This is a genomic window from Brucella pseudogrignonensis, assembly GCF_002252525.1.
GTDB lineage: Bacteria > Pseudomonadota > Alphaproteobacteria > Rhizobiales > Rhizobiaceae > Brucella > Brucella pseudogrignonensis.
Genome location: NZ_NNRM01000037.1, coordinates 40405 through 54257, shown reverse-complemented (window position 1 = coordinate 54257; position 13853 = coordinate 40405). Strand labels below are relative to the sequence as shown.

Genomic DNA, 13853 nt, shown 5'->3' with positions numbered 1-13853 from the left:
CACGGCCGATTGGTGCCCCCTGCGGCGCAGGTTTTTTGGTTGAAACCATGGCTCGGCGGGCTTGGGTTTCTCTAGTCAATCGCATTCAGTGCGGCCTTGAGACCCTTAAGGGGAACGACGATTTCAACCGGCTGATGGTTCTGGGAAAAACCAATCGTCACCACCGATTCCTTGTCGATATGCTCTCTGGTTATCGGGCCGACGGGGAGCATGGCCAGACAGACCCTGTCATCACAGCCCTTGTAATCGAGAACAACCGGCCTTGCTCTGCCCGGAAACGAGACCTTTACTGGCTGCTGCTTTTCCACAAAGGATGGCACGCGCAACAGCAGAAACGGCTCCCCGTCCCTGGTTGCTGCAAGCGACCAGCTGAAGACGGCCGCACCCGCTTGGTCGGTAATGATCTGGCTGACATTGCAGGTCTTTTGCTTGCGCTTGAGGTTTTCGTCACAAATCAATGTCCAGTTCTCGAAAGGCTGGATGCTGCGCCTGATCTCGCCCCATTGCGCGCCCTTTGGAAGCGCAACCTCGGAGGGCTTGAGAAAATAGCGGTGGTTCTGTTCCTGTGCAGCAGCAGCGATCACGCCGCACAGGAACGATAGCACAAAACCGAGGGTGACTCTGAACAACAATGGTTTTCCCTTAGTTGAGTGTGAAGCTCAAGCCGGCACCCAGACCCATCTTGCCCCCCGAGCTGGTGCCCGAAACATTGGCCCGGATCGTGCTGTCATCATTGGTGTAACCGGCACCAAAGGCCAGCGCGCTCTGGCCGCGCCAGAAGCCACCGCCGACCGCGACGGAGAGTTTGCCGGGATTGTCGTCATAGCGCAGGGAGGCGGCGGCCAGCCCGATGGCTGCGGAGCGGTGCGCATCGTCACGCACGCCGTCGATGCTGGAGACCAGTTCCGAGAATCGTTGTTCGGTAAAGTTCTTGACCTCTGCGAAGGCGTTTTCGATACGGGTATCGATCCGATTGTCGACATAGCTGTAATTCTGTGTCGGTACATGTCCAGCCAGCACGGCGTTCAGCTGGGCAAGATTGACCGCGTCGGTGTCGTTGACACCGGCTGCGACATTGGAAATCACCACCGGTGTTGAAGGATCGCCCCCCTGTAAAGTGATGGTATTTGATTTGCTGCCATCGGGGTTCTGGTCATATTTGACCGCGACATTGTCCAGCCTTTCCACGGCCAGATTGGTGGCATGAAGCTGCGAGCCGTTGATGGCATCGGTCGAGCTTAGAGCAATGCGACCGGCCGCGACATTTGTCAGCGTGCGCTCATTATTGAGCGTGCCGATCGACAGCGTTCCCACCGGCTGTGCGCCCGCAAAACCATAGGTTTGTCCGGCAATTGTGGTGCTCGCTGTCGCAACCGCTGCCTCGGTCACAGCGCCAGCCCCCAGTGCCACGCTGTTTGCATGACTGGCTGTAGCGGCTGCGCCAAGCGCAACGGCATTCTGGCCCGAAGCGCTGCTCGCCATATCCCCGACAATCATTGCATTCTGTCCCAAATTGGAACTGATCCAGGCATTGAGGACGCTCAGATCGATGCTTGATCCACCGGCGTCGGAGGGAACGCCTGCAATCAGCGCCTGCCCGCCATTGGCGGTGGGTACGGTACAGGTCCAGGCACCAGTGCCACCAAAACCCGGTCGCGTACAAAAGGCGCTCGGCGTGTTGGTGGCGTCAGCTTGAGCCGTGGATAGCGTCGCGATGAAAGGCATTGAGAATGCCAGTATTGCTGCGAAAGCTATTTGGATTTTATGGTGATGCAGGTTCTTTGATAGGTCGCGCGAAAGCAATGCATAGTTCAATGCCATAATGTTCCCCAAAGAAAATGGCCGAAATGTCAGTTACTCGGAAAAACGCTACGCAAATACCCGCTGCAAGCCACCGCAAAAATTCGGGATGACTTAACCTTTAGTCATATTCTGGATTTTTTTAATGAATTAATCTGGCCCCAACCAAATCACCATCAACCGAATACTAAATTAGAATTCCCACCGGAATTGGTGGTTGTCAATTGAGAAAATGCCAGCATTGCTCGCAGCACGACGCCAAAACGAAGGTCTCGCCATGAAAAATAGTCTAAAAATATCGAAAAAAGACATGTTTTACGGGATTGGTGAGACCGTGACGGAAGCGTCACGGTCCAAAATAGAACCAATTTTGGGTAGTTGTGCGCGTCATGATTTCGGGCGCGAGGCGCGCCATGACATCAGCGAGCCGGCCGTGATCATCGCGACGCCTATGCACAATGCGATGCCGGGACGAATCCCCAGCCACAGGCAGGTCATGACCGCGGCAAGCACCGGCGTGAAATAAGACAGCGTGGCCAGAAGCGAAATATTGCCGCGGCAAATGCCGCGGTTCCAGCAGGCATAGGCGGTCGCGGACATCGAGCCAAAGATGAATACCTGCGCCAGACCGCTCAAATCCAGTTGCAGCCGCGGTTCTGCGCTGAGTGAAAACTTGACCCACAAAATGGCAGCGGTGATGAGAAAGTAAAAGGGCACTGCTGTCCTATCGCTATGATAGTGGCGGGTAACAACCGAATAAAGACCCCACAAAAGCGCGGCTGAAAGCGCATATAGATAAGCCAGCGGATTGCCAGACATATTGTAAAGAAAGCTTTGAAAGGACAGGTTCCTGTCGCCTTTCATGACGAAGCCGATACCAAGAAGGCAGAGCAGCAGCGCGATCGCCAGCAGATAGGACCCGCGCTGCTGCTTGCTAAGAACGGCGAACAGCACGGTGATGCTCGGCCACAGATAGTTGATCATGCCCAGTTCCAGCGCCTGATCGCGATCATGGGCCAATCCAATAGCGAGCGCGAGCGATATTTCATAGCCGACAAACAACAGCCCACACCACCAGAGGCCGGGATTATAGAGCGCGCGCAATCTTGGCAGGCCCAGCACCAGAGCCGCGACCAGGCCACTTGCTGTATAAATAAGGGCGGCACCGGCGATCGGTCCGAATATTTCTGAAACCGAACGTATAAAGCCGATGGAGACACTCCAGAGCGGAATGGCGAACATGCCAATAAGCGTCGAGGTCTGGGTGTCGTTTGGCGTGTCATTGGACAATGAGGGCGTGGACATTTCTGGCATTCTGAAAGGGTAAGAGGACATGGGGTATATGGGGATATATGGGGATATATGGGATCTCACAGCGCACGGTCTGTGCAATCCAGACAGCCGCGACGATGGGGAACTGGGCGACAGCGCGTTGAGATCGCCCTGACCATCGGGTGATTGCGAAATCGCCTTTCTTCAAACCATCCCCAAGCGCTTGGCTTGTGGGCTGCTATAGCTGCTTCGCGGAGGAAAGTGTGAAAAATCTACTGCGCTTTCCACCGCCATTGCCAGGATCACGCCAAAGTGAGAGCCGCGGATATTTTCGGCTCAAGATCCCGGATCCCCAAGGCCATTATTGCATTTCTTGCAACATAATCACAATATTAATGACAATTGATATCAATTATTCCGCACCTTAGATTGCCCTCAACACAGATTGCAAAAGCGGCTTAACCGCGGAAAGGCAAAATCATGCTGAACCAGATCAAGGGCCTACATCACGTCACATCCATGGCTGCGGATGCGCGCCAGAACAATCAGTTCTTTACCGACACATTGGGCCTGCGTCGGGTGAAGAAGACCGTCAATTTCGACGAACCCAGTGTTTATCACCTCTATTATGGCGATGAAATTGGCACTCCAGGCTCGGTGATGACCTATTTCCCATTTCCCAACATCGTTCGGGGTCGTCCGGGAGTCGGGGAAGTTGGTGAAACCGAGTTTGCCGTACCAAAGGGGTCGCTTGGTTTCTGGAAAGATCGACTTGTCGCCAAAGATGTTACTGGCCTTGAAGCCGATCAGCTGTTTGGCGCCGAGCGGCTGCGTTTTGAGGGACCGGATGGCGATGGCTTTGCGCTGGTTGAGAGCGCGGACGACAACCGTGCGCCTTGGATCGGCGCCGGCGTCTCCGAGGATGTGGCGATCCGCGGCTTCCGTGGCGCACGCATGCGGCTTCACGATATTGATGCCAGTGCCGAACTGCTCACCTTCATGGGCTATCAACGCGCAGAAACCGAAGGCAATGTGAGCCGCTTCATCATGCCCAATGGCAATGGCGCTGATACGATCGACCTCGAAGCCCTGCCTTCGGCACAGGCTGCGCGTCAGGGGGCGGGTTCCGTCCACCATATCGCTTTCGCGGTGTCGGACCGGGCTGCACAGCTTGAAGTGCGCAAGGCACTGATGGACACGGGCTATCATGTCACGCCGGTGATCGACCGCGATTATTTCTGGGCGATCTATTTCCGCACCCCGGGCGGCGTGCTGTTTGAAATTGCCACAAACGAACCCGGCTTTGACCGCGACGAGGATACCGCACATTTGGGCGAAGCACTCAAACTGCCAAGCCGCTATGAGGCCTATCGTGATCGCATCGAAGCCAATCTCGAGCCTTTGACAACTCAATAACTGGATGCCTCCGGCTGTGCCGGAGGCGCCCTCCTTTGGAGGTTAATCATGACGAAAAATGAATATATCAGCTTCCGCCGCGATGGTGCTGCCGGTTCGCCGGTTGTCATTGCCTTTCACGGAACGGGTGGCAATGAACACCAGTTTACCGGATTGATCGAGCAGATATTGCCCGATGCAGGCATTGTTGCGCCGCGCGGCGACGTCTCGGAATTCGGAGCCAATCGTTTCTTCCGTCGCACCGGCGAAGGCGTCTATGATATGGATGACCTTCATCTGCGCACCGAAAAAATGCTCGGCTTTATAAGCGCGGTCCGCAAGCTAAACCCGGAACGCGAGATCTTGGCGCTCGGCTATTCAAATGGTGCCAACATTCTGGCATCGATGCTGTTTTCCGATCCCAGCCTGTTTGACCGCGCGGCTCTCATGCATCCACTGATTCCGTGGACACCGGACCCGCAACCGAAGCTGTCTGGCAAACGCATTCTGATCACAGCAGGCGAAGTTGATCCGATCTCGCCGTTGAAGCTGTCGAAGGGCCTGATTGAATGGTTCAGCGCACAGGGTGCGGATGTGACATCGCTGATTGCGCCCGGCGGACATGAAATCCGCCCGACCGAGCTTGAAAGCCTGAAGAAATTTTTGCGCGCTGCCTGATCAGACGATCTCGCCGTGAACGCAACGAAGCCAGATAAACCCCGGCGAGTAAGCTCGTCGGGGTTTTTCGTTTTGGTCTTAACACGACATTGTGGCCATTATTACGTATTTCGCAATTTAATAACAATTATTGTAGCAATTGTGATCAATTATAGATCCGTCTAGTTTGGGTTCAACACGGTCGCAGAGTGTCACGCAAGCGATCCTCACCACAAACGTAAAACCAGACGGAGATAGCCATGTCCAACAAGCTCGAAGTTCTTACCCCATCCAACAGCCAGATCATCTTCATCGATCATCAGCCACAGATGGCTTTCGGCGTGCAGTCGATCGACCGTCAGCTTTTGAAGAATAATACTGTTGGACTGGCAAAGGCAGCCAAGGTTTTCAACATCCCAACCGTCATTACCACGGTTGAAACCGACAGCTTCTCCGGCCAGACCTATCCGGAACTGCTTGATGTTTTCCCGGAAGCCCCCCTTCTCGAACGCACGTCGATGAACTCGTGGGACGATCTGAAAGTGCGCGAAGCGCTTGCAAAAGGTGCTGCTGAAGGCCGCAAGAAGATCGTGGTTTCGGGCCTCTGGACCGAAGTTTGTAACACCACTTTTGCTCTTTCAGCGCTGAATGACACCGATTATGAAATCTACATGGTCGCCGATGCGTCGGGCGGAACCTCGCTGCAAGCGCATGATTACGCGATGGACCGCATGGTTCAGGCCGGCGTTATCCCTGTTACCTGGCAGCAGGTGCTGCTAGAATGGCAGCGCGACTGGGCACATCGCGAAACCTATGATGCCGTTATGAACATCGTGCGGGAACATTCAGGGGCTTACGGCATGGGCGTCGATTACGCTTACACCATGGTCCATGGCGCACAATCGCGCAGCCAGCACAAAGGCCCACGCCTCGAGCCAAAGCCTGCGCTTTAAAGCGCATCCCGAAAAGTGTGAAACGGTTTTCGGGTAAGATGCGCGTTAGAACGCGCTCTAAGTAAGGCACGGCCCGGTACAAAAGCCGGGCCAGGACCATCAAGTCGCATTGTACAATCGATACCATGCGCTGGATGCTATTCTCCCAATTTGATTTCTCCCTTTCAAAGCATCTGAATTCTCGAAAAGGAAACAGGATGACTGCCGCCACTCCTCCCAAACAGGACATTGCAACCGGCCCATTGAGCTTCCGCGTTTTCCGAGCGCTTTGGATCGCCACCATTATCTCCAATATCGGCACCTGGATGAACGATGTTGGCTCTGCCTGGCTGATGACCTCGCTCTCGCCAAGCCCGATGTTTGTGGCGCTCGTTCAGGCAGCCACAACCTTGCCGATGTTTCTGTTGGCATTGCCTGCCGGTGCCATGGCTGACATCGTCGACCGCCGAAAACTGCTTCTGGGTGCGCAGGCTCTGGGCCTCGTCGGTGCTGCAACACTGGCAATGCTGACCCTGGCTGGTCTCACCACACCCTGGGTGCTACTTGGCGTGACCTTCGTCCTCGGCATATCAGCAGCGCTGAGCGCCCCTGTCTTTCAGGCGATCGTGCCGGAACTCGTTGACAAGCAGGCATTGCCCGACGCGGTTGCGCTCAACAGCCTCGGCGTCAATATTTCCCGCGCCATCGGCCCGGCCCTTGGCGGTGTCATTGTTGCAGTGGCGGGCATTCCAGCCGTTTTTGCCCTCAACGCTGTCTCCGTCATCGCGGTTTTGAGCGTGATCTTTTTCTGGAAACGCAAACCAACCGAATCCGCTCTTCCACCAGAGCATTTTATTGGCGCGCTGCGCGCAGGCTACCGCTATGCACGCCACTCGGCAGCGATGCGCCTCGTTCTGATACGTTCCGCAGGCTTCTTCCTGTTCGGCAGTGCCTTATGGGCGATGCTGCCACTGGTTGGCCGCCGCGAACTCGGCCTGGATGCTGCGGGCTATGGTGCTCTTCTTGGCTGTATGGGTGCAGGCGCAGTACTCGGTGCGCTCATTCTCAAGAAGCTACGCAAGAACGTCGCTGCAAACACCATTTCCATCTGGGCAACACTGCTGTTTGCTTTTGCTACCCTGACACTGGCTCTGGTGCCAAACGCATGGGTCGGTGGCGCTGTCATGTTCCTTGCTGGCCTTGCATGGATCGGCATGCTGACCTCGCTCAATGTTGCTGCACAAATGGCAGCACCTGGCTGGGTCAAGGCTCGCGCTCTCGCCGTCTATCTTCTGGTGTTCCAGGGCGCTATGACCGGCGGCAGCATCATCTGGGGTACGATCGCATCGCGCTTCAATGTCACAACCGCACTCGTCGTAGCAGCCATTGCTCTGGTGATATCTCTTATACTGGCCCGCATCTGGCAGCTGCCAAAAGACCAGACCACCGACCTCGCCCCTTCAAACCATTGGGCAGAGCCCGTGGTTGCGGTGCGTCCCGAAGGTGATCGCGGCCCGGTCCTGATCGAAATCGAATACAGGATCGAACCACAGCGTATTGCTGAGTTTACCACCGCTCTTCGCAAGTTCAGTGCAGTCCGTTACCGCGATGGCGCTATCCGCTGGGATGTTTGGGAAGATGTTGCAGTGCCCGGTCGTGTGGTCGAAGCCTTCATCGTCGAAAGCTGGATCGAACATCAGCGCCAGCATGCTCGTGTCACCCATTCAGATCAGCTTGATCAAAAGACATTGAACACGTTTCATTTAGGCGACACGCCACCCGTCATACGGCATATGCTTCAGCCCTTGTAGGTCAGAGCTATCCAACAAAAAGTAGCGGCTTTTTCAAGCCGCTACTCCATCGTTTCAAATCTGACTGGAGGGTATCAAATCCGAACGAACGATCCGATTAGAACGAACGCTGGAAGCGAACCATTCCCTGCCAGGCTTTTTCACCCTTGAGTTCGGAACGATCATCCGACCACTTCGTGTAGGAAATTTCCGGCGTGACAGTGAAGCCAGGGACAAGCGTGTAAGCAACGTTTGCGGTTGCTGCGAAACGACCAGCATCTTCGTAAGCTGCCTGAACGTTAATGGTTGCCTGCTTGGTCGCCTTGAACTTCGCGCCACCCCAGACAGCCCAGTCGCCACCCCAAGTGCCGTAGAAGCTGTCGATACGACGAACGCCACGCCAGCTACCATCAGCAAAGCGCTGTGTGACCGTGTAGTTGTCGTCGTTTGACTTATAGGCGCCCTGGACCCAAACAGAGAACTGCTCGGTGACGTTGACATCAAGGCGAACCTTACCGGCCCATTCTTCGTTCAGCGCGTCATAGGCACCGACACCGGCGATCGAACCCCAGGCCTGAGCGAACTTCAGGCCAGCAACGACATGCGGGGTGTAATCGTCGATCGTGACATTGACATCAGAATCGCCATTGCCGCCCTGTTCGAGAGCAACGACAGCCGAGAAACCGTTGGCGCCCTTGAATGTGTAGCTGATAGCATTCGTACGCGTACCACCGGCGAGAATGACGTCGTCGTTCATGACGTCGCCGAGGTATCCGGTGAAGGTAACGAATTTCGATTCATCAAGACCGAGACGCAAACCACCGAGTTCAATATAGGCAAAGCGGAGCTGGCCGCTGGCGCCATTATCGCCGTTGTTCCAATCGTAACGGACGTCGGCATAGGTCTTCAAAGTGCCAAGGTCAGTTTCGGATGCGGTGGAGAAACGAAGCTCAAAACGAGACTTCATGTCATAGGTATCGCGGTCGAGCTGCGACAGACGCTTTGCGTAGACGTTATCGCCCCCTTTAATGTCGTAACGCAAATAGCCATGAATACGCAGGCAGGTCTCAGTACCTGGAATGTAGAAATAGCCCGCACCGTATGCGTCGCAAACGCGAACATATTCTACAGCTTCTGGCTCTGGTGCAACAATTGCATCCGCTGCCTGCGCGACCGATGCGAAAGAAAACACTGCAGCCGAAGCGCAGAGAAAATTCTTAACCCTCATAAAATAACTCCATAAGCGAGGTGTGACGCGAGGGCTTATAGAATATAAAAAGTCTGAATCAATAAATATATTGTGTATTTTTAGTGAATTTATTTTATGGCTTATTATATCAATATTTCATAAATCTGACTTAAATATAGTATAAATGCCGATTTATAGAGCAAGAATCAGATTCTTATTATTATATACATCGATTCTTTTGATAATTTTTCTAGCTATCATATTTATATGACAGATTTTTATATGTCCGCAGGCATTGTCGAAATAAGCAAAAATACTGCTGATGGGAGGGAGACGAGTCGGCATATTGCGCCCCCCAGCGCAGCTCAGTGAAAAGCATGACGAGCGCTTGAGCTCACAGGGTTTAACAGCTATCAGAGCGGGTAATGGGCCTATCCCAAATACTTACGAGGCGTTTTCCGCATGATTCCTGAATTCATCGTCACTCACTCAGGGGGCTTTCATGCCGACGAGTTGATGTCGAGTGTTATCCTCACCAAGCTTTTTCCGAACGCTAAACTCATTCGAAGCCGTGATCCTGAATGGATTACGCCAAACCATGATCGCATCATTTATGATGTTGGTGGGGCCTATGACCACACGGCACGCATTTATGACCACCATCAACGCGGGGCGCCTCGTCGTGATGACGGCCGGGCCTTGAGTTCTTTTGGTTTGATCTGGCAGCATTATGGACGAGATTACCTCGCGGCTGCCGGCATTCCTGAAAAAGACATCGCGATAATTCACGCCTCGTTTGATGAAAGCTATGTTCTACCGATCGATCTCGTAGACAATGGCGAACTAAGTCCTGCAGTAGCAGGACAACTTGCCGGGCTCATTTTGCCTACGCTTCTGGAAACATTGAAGCCAGTCTTCGATGATAGGCGGCCAGATGCAGATGACTGCGCGTTTCAACATGCGCTCACGATAGCGCGTAGCTTTGTTGAAGCAAAGATTGCAGGGCTAGCAGCCAAATTACGAGCCGAAACGATTGTTCTGAACGCAATCGAGGCTGCCGGTGCAAGCCAGGTTCTCGAACTTCCAATCGGGATGCCATTCCGTTCGGCCATTGTCAAAGCGGAAGCAGAACATTTGCTATTCGTTGTTCACCCGCGCAGTCACGACTGGGGGCTCACTGGTATTCGTAAATCAGATGATGGATTTGAATTGCGAGCTGATTTACCGGTGGCCTGGGCTGGCCTGACGAACGGTGATCTCGAGGCTGCGTGTGGCGTGCAAGGCGCAACCTTCTGCCATAATGGCCGCTTTATCGCAGCAGCTCGCACGCGCGAGGCTGCTTTGGCGATGGCAGATCTGGCCGTTCGGAATCATTTAGAGCAAGGTTGAACGCCTATTGCAGTTTTAGCGTTTAAAGAGGCTCAATCGAGCCTCTTTTTGTTGAGGCGATAAAGCTATTCTTTCACAGCGCCCGTCATGGACGAAACGTAATAGTCCACGAAAAATGAGTAGAGGATAACCACCGGCAGCGATCCGAACAATGCACCGGCCATCAGCGCTCCCCATTCGAAAATATCACCGCGGACAAGTTCAGTCAGAACCCCAACCGGCACTGTCTTGTTTTCTGACGACTGAATAAAGGTCAGCGCGTAGATAAATTCGTTCCAAGATAGAGTGAAAGCGAATATGCCTGCAGATATCAAGCCCGGCACAGCCAGCGGTAGAATGATCCTCCACAATATTTGCCAACGGCTAGCTCCGTCAACCAATGCACTCTCTTCAAGCTCGAAGGGAATGGAGCGGAAATACCCCATCAACAACCACGTACAGAAAGGGATGAGGAACGTTGGATAAGTGAAAATCAAAGCCAGGCGCGAGTCGTAGATCCCAAGTTTGAAAACAATGAATGCCAGTGGAATAAATAGGATCGACGGTGGAACGAGATACGCCAGGAAAATCAGCAGCCCGACCGAGCGGGAGCCTGTAAAGCGAATACGTTCAATCGCGTAAGCACTGAGGATGGATGTGACAAGCGATATGAAGGTTGCCGCTGTTGCAACCAACATCGTGTTCCATAGCCACCCGGGATAAGAGGTCTCAAACAACAGATATTTGATATGATCGAATGTCGCGTCAACGACCCAGAAAGGGCTGTAATTATTATAGTCTGTCAGCTGAGAGTTAGGCTTTACGGCAGTGATAGCCATCCAGTAAAATGGAAATAGCAACACGAAAATAAACAGTGCTATCGGGATATAGACTGTGACTACCCGTCTTGGTAGACGGTTGAGATATGACATGCCTTGCGTGTCGTCGGTGAGCGTGCCGGATGCTTGGTTCCCGGTTTTCATAGTCTTCTCCATGCTCAGTCCCCTCCGCCTTGTTGCCACTTGCGTCGCTGCAAACCAAAGAAAGAGAACATGATTGCCGCGAGCAGAAACGGTATCATCGCCACCGCGATTGCAGCTCCTTCGCCGAGCTGGCCACCAGGAATTGCGCGTTGGAAGGAAAGCGTAGCCATCAGGTGTGTCGCATTGACCGGGCCACCCTTTGTAAGAACGTAAATAAGCTGGAAATCGGTAAACGTGAACAACACCGAGAAGGTCATCACCACGGCAATGATCGGGGTGAGCATGGGCAGCGTGACATGGCGAAAGCGTTGCCAGCTCGACGCGCCATCCAGTGAGGCTGCCTCTTGAAGAGAGGCGGGAATAGTCTGCAGACCTGCAAGCAAAGAAATCGCAACGAATGGAATTCCGCGCCACACATTTGCGGCGATTACAGACAACCGCGCATTCGTTGGATCTCCGAGGAAGTTGATCGGCTGCTCGATAAGCCCCATCTGCATCAAAGACCAAGAAATTATGGAAAACTGTGAATCGTAGATCCACCAAAACGCCAGAGCCGACAACACTGTCGGAACAACCCAGGGCAAAAGAACTATGGCGCGGAAAAACGATTTTATCGGCAGGTTTTCATTCAGCAACAATGCGAGCCATAGTCCGAGCCCAAACTTCAATACTGAAGCAACAAATGTATAGAGTACCGTATTGAATACGGAGAGCCAGAAAACGCTGTCGTCCCAGAGAAATTCGTAGTTCTCCAGACCAATGAATATTCCATCTCGCCCGATTTTTGTATCCGTGAAGCCGAGCCAGACACCCAGGCCCAGGGGGTATGTGAGGAAGCAAAGCAGAAAGACCGCCGCTGGCAGCATGAAAAGGAAGCCAAGCACATCCCGATTATTCCCCAAGCGTGGTCGGGAAGGGTTTTCAAGCCCGCTTTCATTTCCGGGATTTTTTGAATTCGTCATTGCCATGGATTACATCTCCAGAACAGAAAATCGAAAAAGAGGCGCCGGACGACCCTTCGCCTCTCAATCACCAGGATCAGACGCGGTAATATCGATTGGCCCGTTTTTCTGCGCTTGCCATGGCATCTTCCGGTGTTTCAGCACCGGTTACTGCTGACGCAAACATATCGACGAGAACGTAGTCCGCCATCACGGCCGCCGACGCATATCCAAGTGGCCCCGCATAACCGTTCGGCCGCAGCGTTTCGGATGCACGCGCATAGGGTGCGTGGATCGGGTTGTCGATCCAGACGGGGTTGTCCGCGAAATCCTTCAACGGCTGGCAACAATAAGCGCTCGACTGTTTGATCCAGTTGTTCATCTGGTCGGCTTCCATCATGAACTTGATGTAAGCCTTTGCGGCTTCGGGATATTTTGTATGCTTGAACAACAGCAGCGAGCTGGTCTGATGCAGTTCCACACTCTTGCCGACCGGACCGATTGGGAAGTTTGTGCTGCGCATATCCTCGGCGATTTCTGCGAGCTTCGGATCGTTCTTTGCAGCGTAATAGATCGAGACGCCATTGGCGGTGAGGGAAACCTGTCCGGCGAGGAATGCGCGGTTGTTATTGATGTCCAGCCAGCTTTCGGTGCCTGGAATGAAGGTGGCATAGAGTTGCTTGGCATAATTGAGCGCAGCGAGCGTTTCGGGCGAGTTGATGGTGATTTCGCCTTTCTCATTGACCATTTGCGCACCGTGGCTCCACAAAAGCCAATGGGCATAATTATTGCCGTCACCGACCGCCTTGCCATGCGGGAATCCGGCTGGCGTATTGTTGGCTTTCATGGCCTTGCAAAGTTCGAGAAAGCCCGCGGTATCTTTCGGGAATTCGCTGAAGCCGGCTTTCTTCATATGGCTGTCGCGATAGACAATGGCATTGCCGATCGCCGTCAGCGGCATGGCAATGAACTTGTCCTCACGTACCGCATAGCCTTTCAGGCCATCGTAGAAGCCGCCATATTTTTCATCAAGATAGCTGCCGAGTTCGGTCAGGTCGACAAGCTTGTCGGGATATTGATGGGCGTCATCGAACCAGCACATGACCATGTCGGGCCCTGAACCGACATTGGCGGCCACGGCGGCCTTTGGCCGGATATCCTCCCAGCTTTCCTTGTCGATGCGAACCTCGACGCCGGTTGCCTCGGTGAATTTCTTGGTATTGGCGATCCAGCTTTCTTCATCGCCCTTCACGAAGGGCGTCCAGCGCAGCAGGCGCAGACTGGCGCCCTCTTCGGGCTTGTAATCTGGTTCGGCGGCAAATGCGGGTTGAAAGCCGAGGCCAGAGAGGCCTGCAGCACCGGCAAGACTTGCGGTTCCTGCAAGGAATGTCCTTCTTCTGATAGTCATCATGCTCCTCCTCCAAAGATGGGACTTCTCATCCGTGGCAGCCGCTGTCCCAAGGTGCGGATGCCGAGATGTCGTCTGATGCTATGTGCTGATCGTACCGCGGGCTCCCTCCCCGCTA

Annotated in this window: 12 protein-coding genes; 5 read left to right on the top strand and 7 right to left on the bottom strand. The window is 53.8% G+C overall.

Annotated elements, in window-relative coordinates; translation table 11 throughout:
- Positions 1 to 71: 71 nt before the first annotated feature.
- The 3 genes from CEV34_RS15740 to yddG form a co-directional block, all read right to left on the bottom strand.
- Positions 72 to 629 carry an invasion associated locus B family protein gene (locus CEV34_RS15740; protein WP_094543943.1) on the bottom strand — a complete coding sequence of 186 codons (558 nt, stop codon included), beginning with the start codon at positions 627 to 629 and terminating at the stop codon, positions 72 to 74.
- 13 nt (positions 630 to 642) lie between these two features.
- The gene (locus CEV34_RS15735; RefSeq protein ID WP_094543942.1) at positions 643 to 1821 is read right to left on the bottom strand and encodes a YadA-like family protein; all 1179 of its coding nucleotides are present in this window, start codon (positions 1819 to 1821) and stop codon (positions 643 to 645) included.
- Between the two features lie 366 nt (positions 1822 to 2187).
- Positions 2188 to 3105 (bottom strand): aromatic amino acid DMT transporter YddG, encoded by a 918-nt coding sequence (yddG, locus tag CEV34_RS15730; protein ID WP_094543941.1) that lies wholly within the window; start codon positions 3103 to 3105, stop codon positions 2188 to 2190.
- 447 nt (positions 3106 to 3552) lie between these two features.
- Between yddG and CEV34_RS15725 the strand changes: the two genes are divergently transcribed.
- The 4 genes from CEV34_RS15725 (at position 3553) to CEV34_RS15710 (ending at position 7867) form a co-directional block, all read left to right on the top strand.
- Positions 3553 to 4488 carry a VOC family protein gene (locus tag CEV34_RS15725; RefSeq protein ID WP_094543940.1) on the top strand — a complete coding sequence of 312 codons (936 nt, stop codon included), beginning with the start codon at positions 3553 to 3555 and terminating at the stop codon, positions 4486 to 4488.
- A gap of 48 nt (positions 4489 to 4536) precedes the next feature.
- Positions 4537 to 5145 (top strand): alpha/beta hydrolase, encoded by a 609-nt coding sequence (locus CEV34_RS15720; RefSeq protein WP_094543939.1) that lies wholly within the window; start codon positions 4537 to 4539, stop codon positions 5143 to 5145.
- A gap of 239 nt (positions 5146 to 5384) precedes the next feature.
- Positions 5385 to 6077: a hydrolase gene (locus CEV34_RS15715; RefSeq protein WP_064323211.1), complete on the top strand. Its 693-nt coding sequence runs from the start codon at positions 5385 to 5387 to the stop codon at positions 6075 to 6077.
- Between the two features lie 197 nt (positions 6078 to 6274).
- Positions 6275 to 7867: an MFS transporter gene (locus tag CEV34_RS15710; protein ID WP_094543938.1), complete on the top strand. Its 1593-nt coding sequence runs from the start codon at positions 6275 to 6277 to the stop codon at positions 7865 to 7867.
- A gap of 97 nt (positions 7868 to 7964) precedes the next feature.
- On the opposite strand, the gene CEV34_RS15705 is transcribed toward CEV34_RS15710, so the two are convergent.
- On the bottom strand, positions 7965 to 9074 hold the full coding sequence (locus CEV34_RS15705) for a porin (RefSeq protein WP_064323213.1): 1110 nt from the start codon (positions 9072 to 9074) through the stop codon (positions 7965 to 7967).
- A 423-nt stretch (positions 9075 to 9497) separates the two neighbouring features.
- Here CEV34_RS15705 and CEV34_RS15700 point away from each other — a divergent pair, with 423 nt between their 5' ends.
- Positions 9498 to 10424 carry an MYG1 family protein gene (locus CEV34_RS15700; RefSeq protein WP_007880356.1) on the top strand — a complete coding sequence of 309 codons (927 nt, stop codon included), beginning with the start codon at positions 9498 to 9500 and terminating at the stop codon, positions 10422 to 10424.
- A 65-nt stretch (positions 10425 to 10489) separates the two neighbouring features.
- Here CEV34_RS15700 and CEV34_RS15695 read toward each other — a convergent pair whose 3' ends face one another.
- From CEV34_RS15695 to CEV34_RS15685, 3 genes are all read right to left on the bottom strand, one after another.
- On the bottom strand, positions 10490 to 11398 hold the full coding sequence (locus CEV34_RS15695) for a carbohydrate ABC transporter permease (RefSeq protein ID WP_007880360.1): 909 nt from the start codon (positions 11396 to 11398) through the stop codon (positions 10490 to 10492).
- A 2-nt stretch (positions 11399 to 11400) separates the two neighbouring features.
- On the bottom strand, positions 11401 to 12354 hold the full coding sequence (locus CEV34_RS15690; RefSeq protein ID WP_374891705.1) for a carbohydrate ABC transporter permease: 954 nt from the start codon (positions 12352 to 12354) through the stop codon (positions 11401 to 11403).
- Positions 12355 to 12424: 70 nt separating this feature from the next.
- Entirely contained in the window at positions 12425 to 13735 is a 1311-nt protein-coding gene (locus CEV34_RS15685; protein WP_094543986.1) for an ABC transporter substrate-binding protein, read from the bottom strand.
- Between the last annotated feature and the right edge of the window lie 118 nt (positions 13736 to 13853).